This is a genomic window from Synechococcus sp. M16.1 (assembly GCF_014279895.1).
Classification (GTDB): domain Bacteria; phylum Cyanobacteriota; class Cyanobacteriia; order PCC-6307; family Cyanobiaceae; genus Parasynechococcus.
Map to the genome: position 1 here is coordinate 18,563 of NZ_CP047954.1, position 21,707 is coordinate 40,269.

Annotated in this window: 28 protein-coding genes, 1 tRNA gene and 1 pseudogene; 15 read left to right on the top strand and 15 right to left on the bottom strand. The window is 62.8% G+C overall.

Translation table 11 applies throughout. The features are described 5' to 3' along the window. The first annotated feature begins 33 nt into the window (after positions 1 to 33). Positions 34 to 537: a peptide-methionine (R)-S-oxide reductase MsrB gene (gene msrB / locus SynM161_RS00080; protein ID WP_186541600.1), complete on the top strand. Its 504-nt coding sequence runs from the start codon at positions 34 to 36 to the stop codon at positions 535 to 537. Continuing rightward, positions 509 to 1,777: an NAD(P)/FAD-dependent oxidoreductase gene (locus SynM161_RS00085; protein ID WP_186541601.1), complete on the top strand. Its 1,269-nt coding sequence runs from the start codon at positions 509 to 511 to the stop codon at positions 1,775 to 1,777. Before msrB ends, SynM161_RS00085 begins: the two co-directional genes overlap by 29 nt. Here SynM161_RS00085 and SynM161_RS00090 read toward each other — a convergent pair. Both SynM161_RS00090 and SynM161_RS00095 read right to left on the bottom strand, forming a co-directional pair. After that, positions 1,752 to 2,234 (bottom strand): annotated as a pseudogene (locus SynM161_RS00090) (type II secretion system F family protein); the annotation flags it as partial. The gene SynM161_RS00085 and the pseudogene SynM161_RS00090 overlap by 26 nt on opposite strands. Before the next feature lie 4 nt (positions 2,235 to 2,238). After that, the gene (locus SynM161_RS00095; protein WP_186541602.1) at positions 2,239 to 2,397 is read right to left on the bottom strand and encodes a general secretion pathway protein GspE; all 159 of its coding nucleotides are present in this window, start codon (positions 2,395 to 2,397) and stop codon (positions 2,239 to 2,241) included. 90 nt (positions 2,398 to 2,487) lie between these two features. Between SynM161_RS00095 and grpE the strand changes: the two genes are divergently transcribed. Genes grpE through rsgA form a run of 4 tightly spaced genes read left to right on the top strand, consistent with a single transcriptional unit; the run spans position 2,488 to position 5,432 of the window. Beyond that, a complete protein-coding gene (grpE, locus tag SynM161_RS00100) occupies positions 2,488 to 3,165 on the top strand; it encodes a nucleotide exchange factor GrpE (RefSeq protein WP_186541603.1) in 678 nt (225 codons plus the stop codon). Further along, positions 3,165 to 4,301 carry a molecular chaperone DnaJ gene (gene dnaJ / locus SynM161_RS00105; protein ID WP_186541604.1) on the top strand — a complete coding sequence of 379 codons (1,137 nt, stop codon included), beginning with the start codon at positions 3,165 to 3,167 and terminating at the stop codon, positions 4,299 to 4,301. Before grpE ends, dnaJ begins: the two co-directional genes overlap by 1 nt. Next, positions 4,298 to 4,525 carry a sulfurtransferase TusA family protein gene (locus tag SynM161_RS00110; RefSeq protein ID WP_186541605.1) on the top strand — a complete coding sequence of 76 codons (228 nt, stop codon included), beginning with the start codon at positions 4,298 to 4,300 and terminating at the stop codon, positions 4,523 to 4,525. The genes dnaJ and SynM161_RS00110 overlap by 4 nt, the downstream gene beginning before the upstream one ends. A 25-nt stretch (positions 4,526 to 4,550) precedes the next feature. Beyond that, positions 4,551 to 5,432, top strand: a complete 882-nt coding sequence (gene rsgA / locus SynM161_RS00115; RefSeq protein WP_186542303.1) for a ribosome small subunit-dependent GTPase A — start codon at positions 4,551 to 4,553, stop codon at positions 5,430 to 5,432. On the opposite strand, the gene SynM161_RS00120 is transcribed toward rsgA, so the two are convergent. The 3 genes from SynM161_RS00120 to murC are packed head-to-tail and all read right to left on the bottom strand — an operon-like array spanning position 5,407 to position 8,084. Next, the gene (locus SynM161_RS00120) at positions 5,407 to 5,748 is read right to left on the bottom strand and encodes a YbaB/EbfC family nucleoid-associated protein (protein ID WP_011363068.1); all 342 of its coding nucleotides are present in this window, start codon (positions 5,746 to 5,748) and stop codon (positions 5,407 to 5,409) included. The genes rsgA and SynM161_RS00120 overlap by 26 nt on opposite strands. A gap of 24 nt (positions 5,749 to 5,772) precedes the next feature. Further along, on the bottom strand, positions 5,773 to 6,678 hold the full coding sequence (gene murB / locus SynM161_RS00125; RefSeq protein WP_186541606.1) for a UDP-N-acetylmuramate dehydrogenase: 906 nt from the start codon (positions 6,676 to 6,678) through the stop codon (positions 5,773 to 5,775). After that, positions 6,675 to 8,084 (bottom strand): UDP-N-acetylmuramate--L-alanine ligase, encoded by a 1,410-nt coding sequence (murC, locus tag SynM161_RS00130; RefSeq protein ID WP_186541607.1) that lies wholly within the window; start codon positions 8,082 to 8,084, stop codon positions 6,675 to 6,677. Before murC ends, murB begins: the two co-directional genes overlap by 4 nt. 160 nt (positions 8,085 to 8,244) lie before the next feature. Between murC and gap the strand changes: the two genes are divergently transcribed. After that, positions 8,245 to 9,270 (top strand): type I glyceraldehyde-3-phosphate dehydrogenase, encoded by a 1,026-nt coding sequence (gap, locus tag SynM161_RS00135; protein WP_038556735.1) that lies wholly within the window; start codon positions 8,245 to 8,247, stop codon positions 9,268 to 9,270. Positions 9,271 to 9,359: 89 nt separating this feature from the next. Here the strand turns inward: gap and thiL are convergent, their stop codons facing one another. Together thiL and SynM161_RS00145 are read right to left on the bottom strand one after the other, a co-directional pair. Further along, positions 9,360 to 10,346 (bottom strand): thiamine-phosphate kinase, encoded by a 987-nt coding sequence (thiL, locus tag SynM161_RS00140; RefSeq protein WP_186541608.1) that lies wholly within the window; start codon positions 10,344 to 10,346, stop codon positions 9,360 to 9,362. Then, the gene (locus SynM161_RS00145) at positions 10,343 to 11,419 is read right to left on the bottom strand and encodes a peptidylprolyl isomerase (protein ID WP_186541609.1); all 1,077 of its coding nucleotides are present in this window, start codon (positions 11,417 to 11,419) and stop codon (positions 10,343 to 10,345) included. Before SynM161_RS00145 ends, thiL begins: the two co-directional genes overlap by 4 nt. Positions 11,420 to 11,484: 65 nt before the next feature. On the opposite strand from SynM161_RS00145, the gene efp reads away from it, so the two are divergent. Together efp and accB are read left to right on the top strand one after the other, a co-directional pair. Further along, entirely contained in the window at positions 11,485 to 12,048 is a 564-nt protein-coding gene (gene efp / locus SynM161_RS00150; RefSeq protein WP_011363074.1) for an elongation factor P, read from the top strand. Further along, a complete protein-coding gene (gene accB, locus SynM161_RS00155; RefSeq protein WP_114988838.1) occupies positions 12,045 to 12,521 on the top strand; it encodes an acetyl-CoA carboxylase biotin carboxyl carrier protein in 477 nt (158 codons plus the stop codon). The genes efp and accB overlap by 4 nt, the downstream gene beginning before the upstream one ends. A gap of 1 nt (position 12,522) precedes the next feature. On the opposite strand, the gene pdxA is transcribed toward accB, so the two are convergent. Next, the gene (pdxA, locus tag SynM161_RS00160) at positions 12,523 to 13,539 is read right to left on the bottom strand and encodes a 4-hydroxythreonine-4-phosphate dehydrogenase PdxA (RefSeq protein ID WP_186541610.1); all 1,017 of its coding nucleotides are present in this window, start codon (positions 13,537 to 13,539) and stop codon (positions 12,523 to 12,525) included. Between pdxA and SynM161_RS00165 the strand changes: the two genes are divergently transcribed. Beyond that, positions 13,520 to 13,729, top strand: coding sequence for a hypothetical protein (locus SynM161_RS00165; RefSeq protein WP_255441815.1), 210 nt, complete (start codon positions 13,520 to 13,522; stop codon positions 13,727 to 13,729). The genes pdxA and SynM161_RS00165 overlap by 20 nt on opposite strands. On the opposite strand, the gene SynM161_RS00170 is transcribed toward SynM161_RS00165, so the two are convergent. Further along, positions 13,683 to 14,636 carry an SDR family oxidoreductase gene (locus SynM161_RS00170; RefSeq protein WP_186541611.1) on the bottom strand — a complete coding sequence of 318 codons (954 nt, stop codon included), beginning with the start codon at positions 14,634 to 14,636 and terminating at the stop codon, positions 13,683 to 13,685. The two genes, SynM161_RS00165 and SynM161_RS00170, sit on opposite strands and share 47 nt — an antisense overlap. A gap of 32 nt (positions 14,637 to 14,668) precedes the next feature. On the opposite strand from SynM161_RS00170, the gene SynM161_RS00175 reads away from it, so the two are divergent. Beyond that, positions 14,669 to 14,836 (top strand): hypothetical protein, encoded by a 168-nt coding sequence (locus tag SynM161_RS00175; protein WP_255441816.1) that lies wholly within the window; start codon positions 14,669 to 14,671, stop codon positions 14,834 to 14,836. Positions 14,837 to 14,839: 3 nt separating this feature from the next. On the opposite strand, the gene SynM161_RS00180 is transcribed toward SynM161_RS00175, so the two are convergent. Then, complete coding sequence (locus tag SynM161_RS00180) at positions 14,840 to 15,235, bottom strand: HNH endonuclease (protein WP_114988841.1); 396 nt, start codon at positions 15,233 to 15,235, stop codon at positions 14,840 to 14,842. A 161-nt stretch (positions 15,236 to 15,396) separates the two neighbouring features. Between SynM161_RS00180 and SynM161_RS00185 the strand changes: the two genes are divergently transcribed. Further along, positions 15,397 to 17,001: a DEAD/DEAH box helicase gene (locus SynM161_RS00185; protein ID WP_255441817.1), complete on the top strand. Its 1,605-nt coding sequence runs from the start codon at positions 15,397 to 15,399 to the stop codon at positions 16,999 to 17,001. Here the strand turns inward: SynM161_RS00185 and SynM161_RS00190 are convergent. Genes SynM161_RS00190 through SynM161_RS00200 form a run of 3 tightly spaced genes read right to left on the bottom strand, consistent with a single transcriptional unit; the run spans position 16,956 to position 18,293 of the window. Further along, positions 16,956 to 17,315, bottom strand: a complete 360-nt coding sequence (locus SynM161_RS00190) for a hypothetical protein (protein ID WP_255441818.1) — start codon at positions 17,313 to 17,315, stop codon at positions 16,956 to 16,958. The two genes, SynM161_RS00185 and SynM161_RS00190, sit on opposite strands and share 46 nt — an antisense overlap. A 22-nt stretch (positions 17,316 to 17,337) precedes the next feature. Beyond that, positions 17,338 to 17,748, bottom strand: a complete 411-nt coding sequence (locus tag SynM161_RS00195) for a DUF6554 family protein (RefSeq protein ID WP_186541612.1) — start codon at positions 17,746 to 17,748, stop codon at positions 17,338 to 17,340. A gap of 32 nt (positions 17,749 to 17,780) precedes the next feature. Continuing rightward, positions 17,781 to 18,293: an AbrB family transcriptional regulator gene (locus SynM161_RS00200; protein ID WP_114988843.1), complete on the bottom strand. Its 513-nt coding sequence runs from the start codon at positions 18,291 to 18,293 to the stop codon at positions 17,781 to 17,783. Positions 18,294 to 18,376: 83 nt separating this feature from the next. Between SynM161_RS00200 and SynM161_RS00205 the strand changes: the two genes are divergently transcribed. Both SynM161_RS00205 and SynM161_RS00210 read left to right on the top strand, forming a co-directional pair. Beyond that, a complete protein-coding gene (locus SynM161_RS00205; protein WP_186541613.1) occupies positions 18,377 to 18,700 on the top strand; it encodes a chemotaxis protein in 324 nt (107 codons plus the stop codon). Between the two features lie 38 nt (positions 18,701 to 18,738). Continuing rightward, positions 18,739 to 18,957, top strand: coding sequence for a hypothetical protein (locus SynM161_RS00210; RefSeq protein WP_038551887.1), 219 nt, complete (start codon positions 18,739 to 18,741; stop codon positions 18,955 to 18,957). A 351-nt stretch (positions 18,958 to 19,308) separates the two neighbouring features. Here the strand turns inward: SynM161_RS00210 and SynM161_RS00215 are convergent. Beyond that, positions 19,309 to 19,380, bottom strand: a tRNA-Gly gene (locus SynM161_RS00215). Positions 19,381 to 19,412: 32 nt separating this feature from the next. Further along, positions 19,413 to 20,561 (bottom strand): alanine--glyoxylate aminotransferase family protein, encoded by a 1,149-nt coding sequence (locus SynM161_RS00220; RefSeq protein ID WP_186541614.1) that lies wholly within the window; start codon positions 20,559 to 20,561, stop codon positions 19,413 to 19,415. 38 nt (positions 20,562 to 20,599) lie between these two features. Here SynM161_RS00220 and cbiD point away from each other — a divergent pair, with 38 nt between their 5' ends. After that, positions 20,600 to 21,706 (top strand): cobalt-precorrin-5B (C(1))-methyltransferase CbiD, encoded by a 1,107-nt coding sequence (gene cbiD / locus SynM161_RS00225; RefSeq protein ID WP_186541615.1) that lies wholly within the window; start codon positions 20,600 to 20,602, stop codon positions 21,704 to 21,706. Position 21,707: the final 1 nt, after the last annotated feature.

The following is a 21,707-nucleotide window of genomic DNA, read 5'->3' on the forward strand; positions in this document are numbered from 1 at the left end:
TTAGAACCGCCCGAGATTCCCGCTTCAGCACCGATGAGCTTGAGTGCCGCCGTTCTGTCACGTCGATCGCTGCTGTTGGCGGCAATGGCAGGGGTGTTTGGCAGTCTCTGGAGACCTCAGCCTGTGCTGGCGGCATCCAAAGCTGGCGATGCCTCGTGGGATCTCAATGCCGACCAGTGGCGTGAGCGGTTGTCTCCCCAGGCCTATGACGTGTTGCGCAATGAGGGAACGGAACGCCCCTTCACCAGTCCGCTCAATGGGGAGAAGCGTTCCGGCACCTATCACTGCGCTGGTTGTGATGCAGCCTTGTTTTCGTCGGAGGCCAAATTCGATAGCGGCACCGGCTGGCCCAGCTTCTGGCAGCCTCTGGATGGAGCCATCGCCACGAAAGTAGATTTCAAATTGATCCTGCCGCGCACGGAATACCACTGCAGCCGTTGTGGTGGGCACCAGGGCCACGTGTTCAATGACGGACCGCGACCCACCGGCAAGCGCTACTGCAACAACGGTGTCGCCCTCCGCTTCCAGCCCGCTTGATCTGATCGTTGTTGGCGGTGGTCCTGCCGGGTATATGGCGGCGATCACTGCCGCTGAGCAGGGGGTTCGGCGGGTGCTCGTGCTGGAAGGCACCCCTGAGCCCCTCCAGAAGGTGCGCATCAGCGGTGGCGGTCGCTGCAATGTGACCCATGCCTGCTGGGACCCCCGTGAACTAGCGACCCATTACCCCCGTGGCAGTCGACCCCTGCGGGGCCCCTTCAGTCGCTTCGCCTGTGGCGATGCGATCGCCTGGTTTGACGAGCATGGGCTCACGCTGGTGGAGGAACCTGATGGACGGATGTTCCCGCAGCAGAACCGTTCTGAGGCCGTGATTCAGTGCCTGCAGAAGGCGGCAAGGGCGTCGAGTGTCCAGCTGCGCACGAAGGCGATGGTCCAGCAGGTGCGCGTTCACCCTGAGGGGGGGTTTGTGCTCGAGGGCCGCGGCCTCGAGCCTCTGCATGGGGGCTGCTTGATGCTGGCAACGGGGGGGCATCCCAGTGGCCGAAACCTGGCGGCAGCCCTCGGCCACAAGGTGGTGCCGCCGGTGCCATCGCTGTTCAGCCTTGCCCTGCAGGCACCGGCCCTGTCGGCCTGCAGTGGCATTGCCATCGACGATGTGGGCCTTGATCTCAAGCTGGGCGATCAGCGCTTCCGCCAGACCGGGCGGGTGCTGATCACCCATCGCGGTCTGAGTGGACCCGCCACGTTGCGCCTCTCAGCCTTTGCCGCCAGGGCCCTGCATCAGAACCGCTACAAGGGTGAGCTGAAATTGGATTGGAGCGCTGGGTTGGGACGGTCGGGGCTGACCGAGCGGTTTCAGCAATGGCGACAGGAGCAGGCCCGGCGAAACATTGCAGCCGCGAAGCCCTTCGACCATCTGCCTCGGCGGTTGTGGCAAGCCTTTTTGACCATGGCTGGGGTGGAGCCAGAGCGCCGTTGGGCGGATCTGCCGATCAAGGCGGAGCGTCGATTGGTGGAGCTGCTCTGTGCGCAGCTTGTGCCGATCCAGGGACGAGGACCCTTTGGGGAGGAGTTCGTCACCGCCGGCGGTGTCGCCTTGGGGGAGGTCAACCTGGCCACGATGGAGAGCCGCCGCTGCCCCGGTCTCTACCTGGCGGGTGAACTGCTTGATGTGGACGGGGTGACCGGCGGTTTCAACTTTCAGGCTTGCTGGAGCGGCGGTTGGCTGGCGGGCCAGGCCATCGCTGCAGGGCTCACTGGATCTGATCAAACACGGTGAACATAGGCAGGTACATCGCCAGCAGGATGGATCCCACGATTCCGCCCACCACCACAATCATCGCGGGCTCGAGCATCGAGGTGAGCGCCTTGACCATGGCGCTGACTTCGTCTTCGTAGAAGTCCGCCACCTTGCTGAGCATTTTGTCCATCTCACCGGTCTCCTCGCCGATGGCCAGCATGTTCAGGGCCATGTCGGGCAGCACCTTCTGACGGATCAGCGCATTGCTCAGGAGCACCCCCTCCTGCACCATGCCGCGCGAGGCAAGGATGGCGTCGGAAATGATCGCGTTGCCGGCGGTTTCACTCGAGATCTCCATCGACATCAGGATCGGCACACCGGCCCGCGTGAGCGAACTGAAGATGCGGCAGAACTGAGCTGTCGCTGTCATCAGGATCAGTTCGCCGAACAGTGGCAGTTTCAGCATCAGGCGGTCGATCGTTCGACGACCGTTGTGCCCGTCATTGATCCGGGCTGACGTCCGGGAGGGCGTCGTTGAGCAGCTTGCGGCTTGCCAGCAGTTGCTCTGGGCCCGGAACCGGTTGCTGCAACAGCAATTCAAGGGCGAAACGCTGCCGTGAAGTGTCGCCGGCATCGGGGGTGGGCAGCGTCAGAGTCATGGATGTCGACTGAGGTGCGGGCTTCCGCAGCTTGTGGGAGGTAAGCGTTGCCCTTCAACATGTCTAGACAGCAATCCCTGAGCGGTCAGCATGAGCGGCGACGCCTCCACCCCAGAGCAGGACCAGACCGTTGAGTCCGGTGCTGTTCCAGCCACGCCGGAGTCAGCTACTGATGCGCCCGAGGCGACGTCTGAACAGGCTCCTGCAGCGGTGGATCCGGCCGATCGGATGCAGCAGCTCGAGCAGGAGTTGAGCGCGTTGAAGCAGGAGCACGAGACGCTCAACAGCCAATACATGCGCATTGCGGCGGATTTCGACAACTTCCGCAAGCGTCAGAGTCGCGACCAGGACGACATGCGTCAGCAGCTGGTCTGCTCGACCCTCACGGAGATTCTTCCCGTCGTCGACAACTTCGAGCGGGCCCGTCAGCAGCTGAATCCTGAAGGCGAGGAAGCCCAGGCGCTGCATCGCAGCTACCAGGGTCTGTACAAGCAACTGGTGGAGGTGCTGAAGCAGCAGGGGGTGGCCCGGATGGAAGTGGTTGGCCAGGAGTTTGACCCCAACCTGCATGAGGCCGTGCTGCGGGAGGAAAGCAGCGAGTTCGCTGAGGACGTGGTGTGTGAGGAGCTCCAGCGCGGCTACCACCGCGATGGGCGTGTGCTGCGCCACGCCATGGTGAAGGTGTCGATGGGTCCAGGACCATCCGATCAAGCGTCAGCGCCTGCTGAGGCCGCAGCGGCACCGGATCAGACGGCGGAGGAGGCCTGATGGCCGACTTCTACGACCTGCTCGGCGTCAGCCGGGATGTGGATCCCGACAGCCTCAAGCGGGCTTATCGGCGCATGGCGCGTCAGTACCACCCCGACATCAACAAGGATCCGGGAGCTGAAGATCGTTTCAAGGAAATCGGCCGCGCCTACGAGGTGCTCAGTGATCCCCAGACCAGGGCCCGTTATGACCAGTTCGGTGAAGCCGGACTTGGTGGTGCGGCCGGTGCTCCCGACATGGGGGACATGGGCGGATTCGCGGATCTGTTCGAGACGTTTTTTCAGGGCTTCGGTGGACCCGGGGGTGCTGGAGCTGGTCGGCCGCGGCGTCAGGGCCCTCAGCAGGGGGATGACCTGCGTTACGACCTGACCATCGATTTCGAGCAGGCGGTGTTTGGTCAGGAGCAGGAGATCAAGATCCCGCATCTGGAGACCTGCGACACCTGCGGCGGCAGCGGTGCCAAAGCGGGCAGTGGGCCCACCACCTGCGGCACCTGTGGCGGTGCCGGGCAGGTGCGCCGTGCCACCCGGACTCCCTTCGGCAGCTTCACCCAGGTCGCCGAGTGCCCCAACTGTGGAGGCACGGGCCAGGTGATTCCGGATCCCTGCGGGTCCTGTGGTGGCCAGGGTGTCAAACAGGTGCGCAAGAAGCTGCGGATCAACATTCCTGCCGGGGTCGACACCGGAACACGGCTTCGTGTGACCGGCGAAGGCAACGCCGGACCCCGGGGAGGCCCGTCCGGTGACCTTTACGTGTTCCTCACCGTTCGCAATCACCCGCGCTTGCAGCGGGATGGCCTGAACATCTTCTCGGAGGTCAAGGTCAGCTACCTCCAGGCGATTCTTGGCGACACCATTGAGGTGGAAACCGTGGATGGCAGCAAGGAGCTGGAGATCCCCGCCGGCACCCAGCCCGGCACGGTGCTCACCCTGCCGAATCTGGGCATTCCCAAGCTCGGAAATCCAGTGGCACGGGGCGATCAGCGCGTGACGGTCACCGTGGATCTGCCCAAGCGGATCAGTGATGTGGAGCGGGACCTCCTCGAGCAGTTGGCGGGTCACCATTCCGCCCGCGGCAAGCAACACCACCACCACAACAGTGGTCTGTTTGCTCGCTTGTTCGGTCAGAAGGGATGAGCAGGCGTTCCCTGGATCTGCGGGGAACGCCCTGTCCGGTGAATTTCATTCGCTGCAAGCTCACCCTCGAGCAGATGAGTAGCGGTGACTGTCTTGAGGTCTGCCTTGATCGGGGTGAGCCTGAGGCCATGGTTCTTCCAGGCCTGAGGGATGCAGGCCATCGTGTGGAGTGCATTGATCAAATGCCGGATGCCATCACCATCGAGGTGATCTGCGGTGGCTGACACCGCCCGTTCGGTGGCATCCGGGATGGTGGTGGCGCTCCAGGCCAACTACCTGGAGGTGGAGCTGGATGTCGCACCTGATGGATGCCCGGGGCGGCTGCTCTGCACCCGTCGCACCCGGCTCAGCCATCGGGGTGAAGCCGTTTACGTGGGCGATCGGGTTCGCGTTGAGGCCATTGATCCAGGCCAGGGGCGTGCCGTGGTGGCCGAGGTCGAACCACGCCACAGTTTTCTCACACGCCCACCGGTGGCCAACGTCTCCTTGGTGGCTGTGGTGTTGGCAGTGGAACAGCCCAGTTTTGACCCTGATCAGGCCAGTCGCTTTCTGTTGACGGCGGAACGGACCGGCCTGGAGGTGATCCTTCTGCTCACCAAGACAGACCTCCTCTCAGCTGCAGCGCTCGAGCGGCTTGTGACCCGGTTGCAGGGGTGGGGCTATGACCCGCTGGCGCTGTCCAGTGCAGCCGGAACCGGCATTGATGCTTTACGGCAGCGTTTGGCTGGTGCGCAGCTTTCGGTGCTGTGTGGGCCTTCTGGGGTGGGCAAGAGCAGCCTGCTGAACCAGTTGCGCCCTGACCTTCAACTGCGCACGGCTGCGGTGTCCGGTCGACTGCAGCGCGGGCGCCACACCACCCGCCACGTCGAGCTGTTTCCCCTGGGGCCGAGCGCGAGGGTGGCTGATACACCCGGGTTCAACCGCCCCGATCTGTCGGATGACCCCCAGGAACTGGGGGTTCTCTTTCCGGAGCTGCGGCAGCAACTTGATCCCTGGCCCTGTCGCTTCCGCGACTGCCTGCATCGCGGTGAGCCCGGCTGCGGTGTGTCCACGGACTGGGAACGCTATGCCCTCTACAAGGCCGCGTTGATCGAGCAGAGCAGCCTCAGCCGCCCATCCCGGGGAGGTTGAGATTCAGGCCACCGGTGAGTTCTTCCATCCGGCCCTTCATCGTGGCGGTGGATTGCTCATAGGCCGCCTGCAGGGCTTCAAGGGTGGCCGTTTCGCTGGCCTGTTGGCCCTCCTGCAGTAGGGCTGGGTCCAGTCGTACCCGCAGGGGTTGCTGGTTGCCCGACAGCCAAACGCTGGCGCGGCCATCGCTGCTCTTGCCTTCGATCTCCATCCCGTCCAGTTCGTCCTGCAGGGCCTGAGCGTTCTGCTGAATCTCCTGGGCCTTCTTGAAGGCTTCGGTGAGCTGACCGAAATTGGGGAGTCCGAACCCTGCCATGGCGATCCTGTGGGAGCCGGAAGGTTAAGCCGCCGAAGCGAATCCCAGCCGCTTCACTTCCGGGTGCAGACGGATTCCGTGCTCGGCTTCGATGCGGTTCTGCACCAGCTGGATCAACTGGGCGATGTCCTTTGCCTCGGCATCACCGGTGTTGACGATGAAATTGGCATGCACGGTTGAGATTTCGGCGCCGCCGATTCGGGTTCCCTTCAGCCCTTGCTCTTCGATCAGCCGTCCGGCCTTGAGCGGTTCGGGATTGCGGAAGACACTGCCGCAGCTGGGTTGTTGGTAGGGCTGCGTGGTGGTGCGGTGACTGAGGTTCGCCGTGGTGACCCGCTTCAGTTCATCCGGATCGTGACCGGGCTGCAAGCGGAATCGTGCCGACAACACCACGAGGTTGTCGTCTTGAAGACGGCTGTGCCGGTAGGCGAAGTCCAGTTGATCCCGCTGCAGCTCAAAGCAGTTGCCCCCTTCCATTGGCATGACCCGCACCGACTCCAGCCATTCCGCTGTGCAGCCTCCCTGGGCTCCTGCATTCATCACAGCCGCACCGCCAGCGGTTCCCGGGATGCCAACCGACCACTCCAGACCATGCAATCCAGCGCGGGCAGCGCGTCTTGCCAGTGACGGGATCGGTTCGCCGGCGAGAACCTCCACGGTCCCCGTGGTGGCATCAAGCTGCAGCCCCTGAAGTTTGCGCAGACAGAGCGAGAGCCCCGGCAGGCCGTCATCGTGAATCAGCAGGTTCGACCCAGCGCCGATGACGCGGCAGGGCATGCCCTGGTGAGCAGCCCATTCGATCCAGGCCTGGGTTTCCTCAAGGCTGGCGGGTTCGGCCAGCCATTCGGCCGCTCCTCCCACCCGCCAGGTGGTGTAGTCCGCCAGCTTGACTCGGGCCTGCGGTAGGCGGGCATCGCACTGCTGGGTCATGACGTCAGCCTTGACCACAGTCCATTCACGTCGCCAGCACCCATGGCCAGAACAAGATCGTTCTCGCGGCTGTGCTGGATCACAAGCTCGGTGAGTTGATCGAGGTTGTCTGCGACGGCGATTTCAAGATTCGGTTTCAGCTGGCGCACCCGATCCGCCAGGGCGTTGCTGCTGATGCCCTGCAGCGGTTGCTCGCCTGCGGGATAGACAGGAGCCAGCAGCAGCAGATCACAGTTCTGTAGGGCTTTGGCGAAGCCATCGAGGAACTGCCTGGTGCGGCTGTAGCGGTGCGGCTGGAACACCGCCAGGAGCCGTTGTGGTGCTGTGGGGAGCGGACTGCGTCCACTGCGCACCATCAGGCGTGCCATCTCCAGGGTTGCCTGCACCTCACTGGGATGGTGGGCGTAGTCATCAACGATGTGACGGCCCTTCCAGGTGCCCCGAAGATCAAATCGGCGGCCCGGTGCTTTCATGCCAGCGAGGCCCTCCACCAATTGGTCAAAGGGGAGACCTTCCATGCGACAGGCGGCCAAGGCGCCTGTCGCATTGCTCAGGTTGTGCAGCCCGGCCATCGGCAGGGTGAAGTCGCCGATGGGGTGGCCGGCTTCATAGAAACGGGCGACGCAGCGATCGCCTTCAAGGCTCAAGGGCAGGGCGGCGAAGTCAACGGATTCGGCGCTCTGGTTGGACCACCAGGCCGTTGGTTGGAAGTGCTCCTGAAGGATTGGGCAGTCGTGATTGGCCAGCACGCGATCGCAACCCCCTGCGAAGCGTTGCAGGGTTGAGATCAGCTCGTCGAGGCTGGAGTAGTGATCGGTGTGATCCAGCTCCAGGTTGGTGATCACCCCCAGGCTGGGGCTGAACTTCACCAGGGACCCGTCGGATTCATCCGCTTCGGCCACGAGCAGCTTCCCCTGGCCGGCGTGACCATTGCTGCCGAGGCTGGGGACGATGCCTCCAATCACAGCTGTTGGGTCCTGATCGGCCTCCAGCAGCAAGGTGGTGATCAAGGTGCTGGTGGTGGTCTTGCCGTGGCTGCCGGCGACCGCAATGGAGGGTTGCTGCTCGATCAGCGCTGCCAGGAGATCGGAGCGATGCCAGATCTCCAGCCCCTGCTGACGGGCCCGCTGCAGTTCCGGATTGCTCTCGGGGATGGCTGTGCTGATCACCACCACCGGCGAGCCAGCGGCTGTTGCTTCCGTGACGGCATCAATGCAGGTGGCGTCCTGCTGACGGAAGACCTTCACTCCGAGGGTCTTCAGCTGTTGCGTTGTTGCATTGTCACGCGGGTCTGAGCCGCTGACGGAGTGACCGCGGTCAACGAGAATCCGGGCCAAAGCCGACATACCAATTCCGCCGACACCGATGAAGTGGACTGGTGTCTGACGGTCGAGCAGGCGCGGCAACGGAGGGCTTCAGTCCAAAGAAAGATAAGTCAGTTGCCGCTGCTTGTCTGCCGTGCTCAGGGCCGGATCGAGCGGATTGGAGCGGGGTGGAACAAGGTATTTCTGCTGATTTCTGTATGATCGGCGGCCAAAACCCTTGCGCGGCTTTGCCGCTTCTGCCATGACCCTGCGCGTTGCGATCAATGGATTCGGCCGGATCGGTCGCAATGTTCTGCGGGGATGGATCAGCCGGGGTGCTGACACCGGCCTGGAAATCGTGGGGATGAACTCCACGTCCGACCCCGCCACCAGCGCTCACCTGCTGACCTATGACTCCATCCTTGGGCGTCTCGATCCCTCCGTGGACATCAAGACCACGGACAGCTCGATGTTCGTCAACGGTAAGGAGATCAAGTTCTTCGCTGACCGCAATCCCCTCAACTGCCCCTGGAAGGAGTGGGGCGTTGACCTGGTGATCGAGTCCACCGGTGTGTTCAACACCGATGAGAAAGCCAGCATGCACATTCAGGCTGGCGCCAAGAAGGTGATCCTCACCGCCCCTGGTAAGGGTGATCGCGTCGGCACCTTCGTTGTGGGCGTCAACGACGACCAGTACCGCCACGAAGACTGGGACATCCTCAGCAACGCCAGCTGCACCACCAACTGCCTGGCACCGATCGTCAAAGTTCTGGATCAGAACTTCGGCCTCGACTGGGGTCTGATGACCACCATTCACAGCTACACCGGTGACCAGCGGATCCTGGACAACAGCCACCGCGACCTGCGCCGCGCCCGTGCTGCAGCTCTGAACATGGTTCCCACCACCACCGGTGCAGCCAAAGCCGTTGCTCTGGTTTACCCCGAGGTGAAGGGCAAGCTCACCGGCTTCGCCATGCGCGTTCCCACCCCGAACGTCTCCGCTGTTGACCTCACCTTCGGCCCCTCCCGCGCCGCCAGCGTCGACGACATCAAGGCCGCCATCAAGTCGGCTTCCGAGAACGGCATGAAGGGGATCATCAAGTACAGCGATCTGCCCCTGGTGTCCACCGACTACGCCGGCACCAACGAGTCCACCATCTTCGATGCCGACCTCACCTACGCCATGGGTGACAAGGCTGTGAAGATCTTGGCCTGGTACGACAACGAGTGGGGCTACAGCCAGCGTGTTGTTGACCTCGCCGAGGTGGTGGCCAAGAACTGGAAGTGATCGCAAGTTGATCGTTTTTTTGATCCCTCCCGACCTGGGGGGGATTTTTTTGGTCAGGCTTGCTCGCTTAGGGGGTCGCTCAGGGCTGCTCAGGTCTGACCGAAGTGATCAAATCCGCTTGTCTCCACTGGCTCGTGGTTGTGGGCCCAGCGGATGATGCCCGCTTCAGCATTGATCTGGCCGATGCGCTGGCTTTTGGGGATGCGTCGCTGCCAGGCCTCGGCCCAGGTCTCGGGAAGGCTCAGCACCAACTCAAAGTCCTCTCCTCCGGCGAGGCACCAATCCGTCCATCGAGCACCCTCAGGCCAGCCTTCGGCCGTTGGAAGCTGATCGTTGTGCAGCACCGCTCCGCAGCCGCTGCTGCTGCAGAGACCTGCGACGGCAGAGAGCAGTCCGTCGCTGCTGTCGGTTCCCCCAGCCCGCCAGGGCAGCTGCTCCGGTTTGCAGGCCAGCAGCTGCTGGACGTCCTTCAGCCGAGGTGTCGGGCGTTGGTGGCGTGCGATCGCCTGGTCCCGCAGGGTTGAGCACACAGCGATGTCACGCACGCTTGGTTCGTCCTGCAGGAGGGCGAGGCCCAGTCGGCTGAGCCCATGGGGCCCACTGGTGACCAGCACATCGCCAGGGCGGGCTGCGTTGCGATGCAGACGCAGCGGTCCGAGACGGCCGAGGGCGGTGATCGAGAGCAGCCTCTGCTCTCCTTTGGAGCAGTCACCTCCCAGCAGAACGCCGCCGTGCTGCCCCAGGGCGGCACTGATGCCTTGATACACCCCGTCCACCCAGTCCCAACGGGTGTGGCCTGGGGCGACCAGGGCCACGGTGATTCCATCGATGTCGATGGCACCACTGGCGGCCAAGTCGGACAGGTTGGCGGCAACGGCGCGCCAGCCCACATCCATGGCGGTTGTGGTGGCATCGCTGAAATGGATGCCATCCACCAGAACGTCGGTGTTGATCAGCAGCGGCCGGGCGTCGGCGGCCAGGGCTGCTGTGTCGTCACTGAGCTGATCGGGCGGAGCGAAGCGAGCCAGCCGCCTGAGCAGCTCCGCTTCAGTCAGCTCCGCCAGGGTCGGGCTCATGCGTGGGCTTTGAGTTGCTCCGCTCCCTGGATCACCTTCACGGCGGTGATCCGGTCATCGACGCCCAATTCCTCCAGAACATCGAATCCATCCACCACGTAGCCGAAGGCTGCATTGCGGCCATCCACGAGGTTCAGACCAGCCGGGGTGAGCTCTGCTTCGTAGAGAAACATGAAGAACTGCGAGGATCCGTCGTCGAGCGCCTGGTCTGAATGGGCCCAGCCAAGGGTGCCCAGGGTTGCGAACGGAAGGGTTGGTGTGGCCATGAACAGGCCCACGTCTTCAAAGGTTTCGTTGTAGATCGTGTCGTCTTCGCCCGGCACGCGGATCTCCAGGGGCACATGGCGCTCCTGCTTGGTCTTTGGATCCACGTAGCCGATCTCCGGACCTTCCGGATCACCGCTCTGAAGCACGTAGAAGTCTTCGGCCCGGATGAAGGGCAGTCCGTCATAGAAGCCCTTGAGGGCCAGATCCACGAAGGCACCTGCGGTGAGTGGGGCGTTGTAGCCATCCACCACGGTGGTCAACTCCCCCTGGGTGGTGCTGATGTTGAGGGTGGCTCGTCCCTGCAGCCGTGGCAGGGCATCGAATTCTGCGGGGATCTCCCGTTCAAAGCCGTCGGGCACCAGCAGGGCCTCCACATCGCCGATGAAGCTCAGCGTCCGGCGTCGATCGGCGATGAAGCCTGGTTTGTCGGTGGCTTTGACCTTCTCTTTGAGGTCTTCAAGCCCCTGATCCACGCGCTCAAACAGTGCTTCAGCCGTACCGCGCTTGGCTTCAGGGACCGCGTTCAGGATGGTGTCGCGGCGGGTGTTGAGCAGCGATTCAGTGCGTGACACCGTCTTGCCGAGGGCTGTCCAGCGTTTGGCCCGCAGATCGTCACTGGTGAGTTCTAGCCGATGCTGCAGTTCGCGGATGTCGTCCTGATCGAAGGGAAGCGCGTCCCGAAGAATCGCGGCAGGGTCCTTCACAGCATTGCCCTGGGGTAATGCGGCCCAGGCAGGGGCGGCGATTGTGATCAGAGCAAAGCTGATCAGAACAGCGAGGACGGCGTTTAAACGCTGATGGACCAAGGGGGAACCCCAGTGCTGACGGGACTTTGGCACAGCCGTATAGTCCGATGAACCGTTCGGTGGGAATGATCTCCAGTAACGACTTCCGCACCGGCACCACGATTGAGATCGATGGGGCCGTCTGGCGTGTTGTCGAGTTCTTGCACGTCAAGCCCGGCAAGGGATCTGCCTTCGTGCGCACCAAGCTCAAGGCGGTGAAGTCCGGCAACGTGGTGGAGAAGACCTTCCGCGCCGGGGAAATGCTTCCCCAGGCGATGTTGGAGAAATCCTCGCTTCAGCACACCTACATGGAAGGTGAGGACTATGTCTTCATGGACATGGCCACCTACGAGGAGACCCGCCTCAGCGCCGATCAGATCGGCGAGAGCCGCAAATACCTCAAAGAGGGCATGGAGGTGAACGTGGTGTCCTGGAACGACACCCCCCTCGAGGTTGAACTGCCCAACTCCGTGGTTCTGGAGATCAAAGAAACCGACCCTGGCGTCAAAGGCGACACCGCCACCGGTGGCACCAAGCCCGCCATTCTTGAGACCGGTGCACAAGTGATGGTTCCGCTCTTTCTTTCTGTGGGAGAAAAGATCAAAGTGGATACCCGCAACGACAGTTACCTCGGGCGCGAAAACGGATGACCATGCAGCTGGATCACGAACAACTGCACCGCTTGCTGGAAGCGCTCGGCGAGAGTGACATCCAGGAGTTCCGATTGGAAGGGGACGACTTCCGTCTGGAAATCCGTCGCAACTTGCCGGCCCAAGCCGTCATGGCCCCGGTCATGCCCGCTCCCGTTGCTGCTGCACCAGCGCCCGTTGCGCCCGCCGAGCCTGCAGCTGCACCGCCTGCATCCACCGCAACCCGCAGTGACCTGCTCGAAGTCACGGCTCCGATGGTGGGCACCTTCTACCGCGCTCCCGCTCCGGGCGAACCTGCCTTTGTTGAGGTGGGCAGCCGGATCAACGTCGGCCAGACCGTCTGCATCCTTGAGGCGATGAAGCTGATGAACGAGCTGGAGTCTGAGGTTGGCGGTGAAGTGGTGGAGATCCTGGTGGACAACGGCACGCCCGTTGAATTCGGTCAGGTTCTGATGCGGGTCAAGCCGGCCTGAGTCAGCTCAGGTCCCAGGCGGCCTGAAGGGCTGCCGTCGTGCTCTCAGGGCTTGCGATCCCTTGGCCTGCAATGTCGAAGGCGGTGCCGTGGTCGGGGGAGGTGCGTAGGAACGGCAGTTCCAAAGTGGTATTCACCGCTGCGTCGAAGGCCAGCAGCTTCACGGGAATGAGCCCCTGGTCGTGATACAGGGCCAGGATCCCGTCAGGACCAGGCTGGTTTGGCGACTGCCAAGCGCGAGCAGCGCTGATCCAGCAGGTGTCCGGAGGAACGGGACCCACCAGCTGCACCTGAGGATGGTCCTTCCGCCATTGATCCAGCAGCGGCAGCAGCCATTCGGCTTCTTCGTGGCCCAGTTGACCGGCTTCACCGGCATGGGGATTCAGACCGGCAATGCGCAGATGGGGTGTGCTCGTGAAGCGTCGACAGAACTCCTCCAGCACGTTCAGTTTGTGGTGTACCAGGTCTGGTGTCAGCGCTTCAGGGACCTGGCTGAGGGGGATGTGGGTGGTGGCCAGCAAGGTGTTCAGGCGCCATCCGCTGGTTGGAGAGACGGCCGTGAACAGCATTGAGGAGCGCTGGCGTCCAGCCAACTCAGCCAGGCGTTCGGTCTGCCCGGGATAGCGGTGGCCGGCCGCATGCCAGAGGTGTTTGGCGATGGGCGCGGTGACCAGGGCGCGGGACCCTCGTTCCTGCAGCAGTTCGACGGCGCGGGTCAGCCAGCGAAACCCCGCATCGGCTCCGCTGGTGGTGGGCTGTCCTGGCTGAACGCTGGCCTCCAGCGGTTGGTCGTCGATCCTGAGGGCTGCGGGGTTGGCAAGGGGGTGGCTCGTTTGCCGCTGCAGTCGCGCGTGGGTGCTGATCAGCGTGCGTCGGCAACCCACCAGCAGGGGCTGGAGCTCTGGGGGGAGCGTGGGTGAGGCGAGGGCTTTGAGCACCACTTCCATGCCGATGCCCGCGGGATCGCCGAGAGCGATCACCAGCTCATGCCTAGGGTTCGTGGAATCGTGGGGGCCCATCGCTGTGCTGCGTTTGCTGCTGCTGGGGTGTCTGTTGGTGGGATTGGCCGCTGGCCTGAGCAATGGCTGGATCGAACTGCATCTCTCCCGTTTCCTTGAGGATGTGGAGCTATCCCTGCCTGAGGACGGCGAGGGTTTCGATTTCAACCGTTGGCTGATTGAGGGGGAGAACGCAGGTCAGACGGATTGAGTTTGTCCTGGTTCAGGCAATCCTGCAGCCCAACGCGGTAGTTCGGATGCAGCAACGGGTAACCGAGCTCATGGCAGAGCCTGTGGTTGCTGACGCGGCGGTTCTCGCTCCAGAACGACTGCGCCATTGGACTCATGCTGTCCACGATCTGGTCGAACGGCTCCAGCGGCGGCAGGGCACAACCCAACAGGTCTGCCGCATACCGCATTAGTTCGGCGGTGGGAGCCGGGAGGTCATCCACCACATTCACGATGCTTCCATTGCCCGGGCTTGCCGGAGCGTCCTGTCCGGCGCGATGCATCAGGTGCCAGCAGGCCCCTGCGATGTCTTCCACATGGATGCGGCAGAACACCTGGCCAGGCTTGTCGATCAAGCGGGCCCGCCCTTGCTGCAAGCCGTTGAGTACTGACCGGCCCGGTCCATAAATGCCTGGCAGACGCAGAATCTGGATCGGCAGACCTGAGCGCAACCAAGCTTGTTCGCAGTTGAGGCGGCGCATGCTGCGGTCCAGCGCTGGTGCCGGGTCGTCCTGTTCCGACACCCAACCGCCCTGACGATCGCCGTAAACCCCTGTGGTGGAGAGATAGCCCGCCCAGCGCAGCGGCAGGCTTCTGAGCGTTGGCAGCAGCTTCAACAAGACCGGATCGTTGCCTTCGCGATCCGGGGGGATGGTGGACAGCAGATGGGTCACGCCCTCCAGGGCGGCAGGGTCGAGCTGGTCCTGACCATTGCTGTCGAAGAGCAGATCCGCCTCGGCAGAGTCGAGGGAACGGCGGGTGCAGAGCACCGGTGTTCCCAGGGCTCGAGCCAGCCCGGCCAGACAACGTCCGCTGTATCCGCCGCCCAGCACCAGCAGCTTGGTGTCAGCCGCCAGCGGCTGCGACCGCTTGACAAGATCAGCAAGCATCAGTACACCTGTATTAGATCAAATGTACTGTCGTGACGTCGTCGTCTCTCCATCTTTCCCGTTCCGGGCCCATCGTGCTCCGGGCCATCCTGACGGCTGCCCTGCTCGCCGGTGCTGTGGTGCTGGCGCCTGAAGACCCAGGCGTTCAGGCCTCCATCTGCCAGCGTCACCACTCCTCGGATGTCTGTCGGGTTTGGTGAGCCTCAGGCCGCCTGAGCCGCGATTGAGATGTCGTCCGGCTCGTTGATGGGCTGATCCGGTTGGGCCCACTGCAGCAGGCGAACGGCGAGCCGAAGGTCGCCATCCATCCAGGCCCGAATCGCCATGGCGCGGCGTGGGTCATAGAAGCGCTGTCGCCGGTACCAGTCGAAAACGTCGGCGTCCGATTTGCGGCCATTGCAGGACAAGCAGGCCGGTACGCAGTTTTCAGTAACGCTTGAACCCCCTTTAGCCTGGGGGTGAATGTGATCAATTGATTCGGAAGGTTTTCCGCAATAAATACAACTTTTGCCGGTAAAAGTGTGAAGAGACTGTCGCCATCTTCGAACGCGTAATTTGGGACAGAGTTCGTCGAGAAAAACCGCGTCCCTGCTATGCATCCGAATGCATCGGTTGAGGGAATTCTGCCTTGAACGAAAAGCCCGTCAATGTGTCGAGCGCTGCATTTTCGATAATTTTTCAGCCTGTGATGTGAATCTTGATCTCAATGCTTGCGCGCTGATTTGGTTTCACTAAAGTGATTGTTTGTGGGGGCCTGTTGGTGGCGTCAAAACCCACATTGACCTGTTGCCTGGATCTGTCCCCAGCGGGTCTGATTCGCGTGGTCAGCCCCTTTGATGCGGTGACCCAGTCCCAGTTGCGTCGGATCAAGCCACGCGGGCGTTGGAACGGTGCTGGCCAGGGGTGGGATTTCCCCTTGGCTGCAGCCGATGCGCTTCAGCAGGCCCTGGGGCGTCGTTTCCCCGTCACCTCCTCATTGCAGCAGTGGCTCGACTGGTGTCAGCAGCCGCTGCCGCCGCTGCCACCGCACCGGACCCTTGTTGCTGCAGCGGATCTCGACGAAGTCCTGCAGGATGGTCGTCGGCCTCTGCGCCATCAACGCTCCGGGGTCCGCTGGCTCCTGGCCCGTCGCGGCGCCGTTCTGGCCGATGAGATGGGGCTGGGGAAGACCCTCACAGCTCTGTTGGCGGCCCGTGCCCTGATGCGCTGCGCTGAGCTGCGGTTGCTGGTGGTGGCTCCCGTTGGCCTGCATCCCCACTGGCGCCGGGAATCAGAGGCTCTCGGGGTTGAGCTTGAGTTGGCGAGCTGGGCTCGGCTTCCCGACACCCTGCCACCAGCGGGAACGCTCCTGGTGGTGGATGAAGCGCACTACGCCCAGTCGCTTCAGGCGCAGCGCACGGCCGCTTTGCTGCGTCTGGCCCGTCATCCCCGTCTGCGGGCGATCTGGATGCTCACGGGAACCCCGATGAAGAACGGTCGCCCGTCCCAGCTGTATCCCCTGCTGGCGGCGATGGATCATCCGATTGCTCGGGATCAACGCCAGTTCGAAGAGCGGTATTGCCAGGGGCACTGGCGGGAGGGTCGAACCGGTAAACGCTGGCAGGCGTCCGGCGCCAGTCAGCTGGAGGAGCTGCGGCGCTTGACGCGACCGTTGATCCTGCATCGCCGCAAGCAGCAGGTGGTAGACCTTCCTCCCAAGCAGCGACGGCTTCACCCCGTGGAGCTGTCGGAGGCTGAGCTCACAGGTTTCGACCATCGTGTCGAGCTGGTGCTGGATGACTACCGGCGTCGGGTTCAGCTCGGAGAGGTGCGACGGGATGCCGAGCACCTGGCTCTGCTCACCTCCATGCGCCAGATCGCTGCGGAATTCAAATTGCCGGCGGCCCGGCAGCTGGTGGAGTCACTGCGCCGGCAAGGCGAGGCTGTGGTGCTGTTCAGTGGCTTTGTGGCTCCATTGCAGCTGTTGCAGCAAACCCTTGGCGGCGAGTTGTTAACCGGTCGCCAGCGCCCTGCTGAACGCCAGGAGAGTGTTGATCGGTTTCAGCAGGGTCAGAACGATTGTCTGCTGGCCACCTTCGGCACCGGTGCCCTTGGTTTCACCCTGCACCGGGCCCGTCATGTGGTGTTGCTGGAACGCCCCTGGACGCCAGGCGATCTCGACCAAGCCGAAGATCGCTGTCATCGTCTGGGAATGGGAGATGGCCTGACCTGCCATTGGCTGCAACTCGGCGCAGCCGACCAGCTGGTGGATGGCTTGTTGGCGAGCAAGGCGGAACGGATCGAGTTGTTGCTGGGGCCCCGGCGCTTGTCGCTGCAACGTCAATCACTCCCCGCCATGGTGCGGGATTGTTTGCAGCTGCTCTGACGCACCTGGAGTTCGTGCTGCAACATCGGGTCGACCGGCTGGCTTGACCGCTTCAGCAGCGACACTGCCGTTGTGACGTCGTCGCAGGCTTTGGCTTGATCGCCAAGCAGGGTCAAGACAAGGGCGCGGTCGCGATGCATATCGGCCTGATCCGGTGTCTGCTCGATGGCCTCATCACAGCGTTTGACCATCAGCTCAAGGTCATCAATGCGGAACCCGCTGAGGCAACTGGAGACGAGCGGCGTCGGTGTGTTGGCAGGCGTCGCGGGTTGCTTGCTCTGGCAGCCCGCCATCAACACGGCAGCCAGAAGCATCAGCCCCAGAAGCCCTGAGGGCTCAGTAGCTGTAGCGCGTGGTGTCGTCGCTGCTCTCGATGCTGCTTTCGGAGTCGGATGAGGAGTTTGCAAGGGCGGCAGCGGTGGCTGGTTGAGAGTTCCCGCCGAACAGATCACCAAGGAACTGGCCACAGTCGGGGAAATTGCCGGGGTCCTGGACGACGGCTTCCGTAATCATCACCGAGGCATGCTCCGGGGATGTTTTGAACACGCCGCTGCGCTGCCGCTTGATCACGGCGTATGCGGCGTTCCAGCTCACCTCGTGGTCATTGCCGCTGGACCGCATGAAGCAATAGATCTTGGCCCCCTTCTCTTCTGTGGCTTCGGCCGCTTGCAGGGGGGAGGTCATGGTGCTGAAAGCGCCGATCAGGGCCGCGGCGGAGAGAACCAGCGATGACCTGATGGGACCCATGACGTCAGTTGTGGATGGCACCAAGGTATCGATCAGCTTCCAGCTGTCGAGGGCACGATCAGCCGCACCACCAACGGCAGCACCAGCAGCACGGTGATCAGCCGCACGGCATGGAGGGCGGCCACCGCGGCACCAACGCCGAATTCGGCACCGACCAGGCTCATGCCACTGATGCCACCTGGGGCAGCGCCAAGCAAGGCCACGACTGGATCAATGCCGAGCAAGCGGCTGGTCCAGAGGCCGACGACCAGTCCTGTCAGCACCAGCGCCAGGGTGATCAGAACCGCTGGTTTCCAGAGAAGTTGCAGTTGCTCCAAGGACGCTCGGGTCAGGCCAGTTCCGATCACGGTGCCGATGCCGATCTCCAGAACCGTGCGCGTTCCCGCTGGCCATGTGGCTGGTTCCAGTTGGCCGCTCATGCTGACGATGCCAGCACCCAGCAAGGCTCCCGCCAGAGGTGCGGCGGGTATGCCACTGAACAGAGCCAGCAGTCCGATGGCGGTTCCAGCCAGCAGGTACAGCGCCAGCGTTGCCAAGGAAGGCATCGGTCTCGATCGCGTCATGTCAGCTTGATCTTGAGACAGCGGCGCTCCTGTGTTGTCATCAGCGCAACCATCAGCTTTCGGTGATGACGTCCTCCGTGTCCTTTCGGATCACCCGCACTGCGGAAGATCTCGCGCAAACCATCACGGCTCTGTCGCAGCGCTTGGTGAAACTGGAACAGCGTCAGGAAGCGATTGAGCTGCAACTGCGCCAGCAGCAGCAGAATCTGAATGCTGTCCCAGACGAAGAGATCTCCACTCTCGAGGGCGTAGAAGCTCTGCTGCGGGAAACGCGGGAGCTGTTGGAGAGCACAGCTCCGATGCCAGAGCCTGAAATGGCTGAGGAGTCCTCCCAGAACCATGCCTGGGGTCAGGAGGCCGAAACAGAAGCGGGCCGCGATGTCGCGTAGGGGTGGCGTGCGGTGCCAAAATAAAAAGAAAGGCAACTATGGCGACCACCATCCCTGCCTCCAATGCTTGTGCCTCTCGCACCTTGCATGGCATGACCATCTGGACCCGGTCAGGTTTCCTCGAAGGTGGTCATCAGCTCGAGAAGCTGGAATTCGCGCTTGCCCTCGCTGAGGCCAAAGGTGATCAGCGCCGTTGCTCGCAGTTGCGCGACCGAATTGCCGATCTGGGGGGCAATGCAGAGGAACCGGGTACTTGATCGGAATCCAAGCAATCGACGGGGTTGATCGGCAATCGTGCAGATCGCGTGTGGGATGGTCTAAATATCAATTAGAGCTAATCTTTTGTTGATAAGGGAATTCGAACGTTGACCCTGACGCTTACGAAAACAAAACAATCGGAGACGGCTGCTCAACAACGTCAGGACCATGAAACAGCAGCTCGGGCTCTGTTTATCAAGGCCCGCCACTGCGCAGAAGATGGACGCATCAATGAGGCGGGCTCGTTGATCTTGCAGGCCCTGGAACACGAGCGCCGTGCTGGATCTGCCGGGCCTCAGGTTCTTCAGCTTGTCAAGTCTCGTTCTTGATGAGCGTTTGAAATTTGTTCAAGCGGGTGACCGGACTCGAACCGGCGACGTTCAGCTTGGGAAGCTGACATTCTACCACTGAATTACACCCGCAAAGGGGCGAGATCGCTCTCGCCACCTATGTTTTAGCTAAGAGCAGCGGAGGCTGCAGCAACCCCTGCTCCCATGCTGCCTTTGTGCAGACCAAGGGACTGAAGGGTGGATTCGATCGCAGCGACGGCGGTCAGAACATCCCGGTCGCAGACGTAGCCGAGATGGCCGATGCGGAACACCTGACCTTTCAGGTGGTCTTGTCCTCCAGCCAGAAGAATGTCGAACTTCTCCTTCACGGCTTTGCGCAACTTTTCGGCATCGATGCCTTCAGGGGCCACTGCGGTGATGGCCGGGCTGCCGCAACCCTCGGCGGCAAACAGGGGCAGGCCTATTGCCTTCATGCCTGCCTGGGCGGCGGCGCGATGGCGGGAGTGGCGGGCAAAGATTGCGTCCAGGCCTTCCTTCTGCATCATGTCCAGAGCAGCCTCCAGGCCGAAGTAGAGGTTCACGGCCGGGGTGAAGGGGTTGCTGTCCTTCGCTGCTGTTTTCCGATAAGGGCCCAGATCCAGATAGAACTTGGGCAGATCGGAGCGCTCATAGGCCTCCCAGGCCCGTGCACTCATGGCCACAAAACTCAGGCCCGGTGGAAGCATGTAGCCCTTCTGAGCGCCTGATGCCACCACATCCAGTCCCCACTCATCCATCGGAACGTTGGTGGCGCCAAGACTGGTGACGCAGTCCGCCAGGGTCAGTGCCGTGCCGTGGGCCTTCACGTGACGGGCAATGCTCTCCAGGTCATTGATCACCCCTGTCGAGGTTTCCGAGTGGGTGAGGATCACGGCCTTGATGGCTTTAGCGCTGTCGGCTTCCAACGCTGAGCGGAAGGCCTCTGGATCGAGGGGTTGGCCCCACTCCGCCTTGATCACCTCAACATCGAGTCCGTAGGCGCGGGCCACCTTGACCCAGCGTTCGCCGAACTTGCCGTTGTCACCGCAGAGCACCTTGTCGCCGCGGCTGAGGGTGTTGATGATCCCCGCTTCCATGGCGGCGGTTCCGCTGCCGGTGATCACCAGTACATCGCTTGTCGTCTGGTGCAGCCACTTGAGCTGTTCGGTGGTGCGCCGCACGATGGCCTGGAACTCCCCGCTGCGGTGGCCGATGGGGTGACGACCCATGGCCTTCAGCACCGTTTCCGGCACCGGGGTGGGGCCCGGAATCATCAGGGTGAGCTTGTCCTGCATGGCGCGGGGGATGCCAATCGGCGACTCTAGAAAACAGCTTGTCCGGTTCCATCGCCCCCTCCAGTTCTGGATTGACCCTGCCGGTGTGGGTGGCGGCGGCGGCCAAGGCGGCCCTGCAGGTGTTGCTTGGTGAGCCGTTTGAGCCTGAGCAGCAGTTGAGTCAGGGCTCAGATCAACCGTCTCTGCAGGTGCCGGTCTGCTCAGCGGCTCCTCTGGCCCCAGGAGAGGCCCTGGGCATCAGCCGTTGTGATCCAGGGCCTGGCCTTGATCTGACGCGGGATCTTGAGGTCTGGGTGCGGGTGGCCTGGATCGCTGCAACCCAGCCGGTGCTCGAGCTGCAGGCCGGAGAAGGGGTGGGTCGTTTTGGCGCTGAGGGGGACGTTTGCCTCTCCGGTTTTGCCCGTGAGCTGTTGGAGCGGAATCTGTTGCCCCTGCTGCCGCCGGGTCGGGGCTTGCTGGTGCAGCCGATTCTTCCGAGGGGCCGCGTCCTGGCCGAACGCACCAGCAATGCCGCCTTCGGTGTTGTTGATGGTCTGGCGTTGATCGGCACCCAGGCGGAGGTGCAGCGCAGTGCCGCACCGGATCAACTGCAGCAGGTGTTGGCAGACCTGAGGGCGCTTGCTGCGGATGCGGCGTTTCAGGGACGCCTCGTTCTGGTGATCGGTGAGAACGGCTTGGATCTGGCCCGCCAGCAGGGTCTGGGGTCCGTGCTGAAGGTGGGGAACTGGGTGGGGCCCGTACTGGTGGCCGCGGCGGAGGCCGGTGTTCGCGATCTGCTGCTGCTCGGCTACCACGGCAAATTGATCAAGCTGGCCGGCGGCATCTTTCACACCCATCACCACCTGGCCGATGGCCGTCTGGAGGTGCTTGTGGCCCTGGGCCTTGATGCCGGTCTGACGGTTGCCCAGTTGCTGCAACTGCGGGGTGCTGCATCCGTTGAGGACGCCTTTCAGGCCCTGGAGGCCGATCAAGCCACGGCCCTCGGGCAACATCTGGCCGCGATCGTGGAGCGGCGCAGCCAGTCCTATGTGGATCGCTACGGCGCCTGGTCGATGCGGATTGGTGCTGCTCTGTTCGACCGAAGCCGCACCCTGCGCTGGTGGGGACCGGAGGGGGAGAAGCGCTTCTTTACATTGAGGGATTGAC

Coding starts and splice junctions, on each gene's coding strand:
- msrB (WP_186541600.1), top strand. CDS start 34: ATGAGCTTGAGTGCCGCCGTTCTGTCACGTCGATCGCTGCTGTTGGCG.
- SynM161_RS00095 (WP_186541602.1), bottom strand. CDS start 2,397: ATGACTCTGACGCTGCCCACCCCCGATGCCGGCGACACTTCACGGCAG.
- grpE (WP_186541603.1), top strand. CDS start 2,488: ATGAGCGGCGACGCCTCCACCCCAGAGCAGGACCAGACCGTTGAGTCC.
- dnaJ (WP_186541604.1), top strand. CDS start 3,165: ATGGCCGACTTCTACGACCTGCTCGGCGTCAGCCGGGATGTGGATCCC.
- SynM161_RS00110 (WP_186541605.1), top strand. CDS start 4,298: ATGAGCAGGCGTTCCCTGGATCTGCGGGGAACGCCCTGTCCGGTGAAT.
- rsgA (WP_186542303.1), top strand. CDS start 4,551: ATGGTGGTGGCGCTCCAGGCCAACTACCTGGAGGTGGAGCTGGATGTC.
- SynM161_RS00120 (WP_011363068.1), bottom strand. CDS start 5,748: ATGGCAGGGTTCGGACTCCCCAATTTCGGTCAGCTCACCGAAGCCTTC.
- murB (WP_186541606.1), bottom strand. CDS start 6,678: ATGACCCAGCAGTGCGATGCCCGCCTACCGCAGGCCCGAGTCAAGCTG.
- gap (WP_038556735.1), top strand. CDS start 8,245: ATGACCCTGCGCGTTGCGATCAATGGATTCGGCCGGATCGGTCGCAAT.
- thiL (WP_186541608.1), bottom strand. CDS start 10,346: ATGAGCCCGACCCTGGCGGAGCTGACTGAAGCGGAGCTGCTCAGGCGG.
- efp (WP_011363074.1), top strand. CDS start 11,485: ATGATCTCCAGTAACGACTTCCGCACCGGCACCACGATTGAGATCGAT.
- accB (WP_114988838.1), top strand. CDS start 12,045: ATGACCATGCAGCTGGATCACGAACAACTGCACCGCTTGCTGGAAGCG.
- pdxA (WP_186541610.1), bottom strand. CDS start 13,539: ATGGGCCCCCACGATTCCACGAACCCTAGGCATGAGCTGGTGATCGCT.
- SynM161_RS00170 (WP_186541611.1), bottom strand. CDS start 14,636: ATGCTTGCTGATCTTGTCAAGCGGTCGCAGCCGCTGGCGGCTGACACC.
- SynM161_RS00180 (WP_114988841.1), bottom strand. CDS start 15,235: ATGCATAGCAGGGACGCGGTTTTTCTCGACGAACTCTGTCCCAAATTA.
- SynM161_RS00190 (WP_255441818.1), bottom strand. CDS start 17,315: ATGCTTCTGGCTGCCGTGTTGATGGCGGGCTGCCAGAGCAAGCAACCC.
- SynM161_RS00195 (WP_186541612.1), bottom strand. CDS start 17,748: ATGGGTCCCATCAGGTCATCGCTGGTTCTCTCCGCCGCGGCCCTGATC.
- SynM161_RS00200 (WP_114988843.1), bottom strand. CDS start 18,293: ATGCCTTCCTTGGCAACGCTGGCGCTGTACCTGCTGGCTGGAACCGCC.
- SynM161_RS00205 (WP_186541613.1), top strand. CDS start 18,377: ATGACGTCCTCCGTGTCCTTTCGGATCACCCGCACTGCGGAAGATCTC.
- SynM161_RS00210 (WP_038551887.1), top strand. CDS start 18,739: ATGGCGACCACCATCCCTGCCTCCAATGCTTGTGCCTCTCGCACCTTG.
- SynM161_RS00220 (WP_186541614.1), bottom strand. CDS start 20,561: ATGCAGGACAAGCTCACCCTGATGATTCCGGGCCCCACCCCGGTGCCG.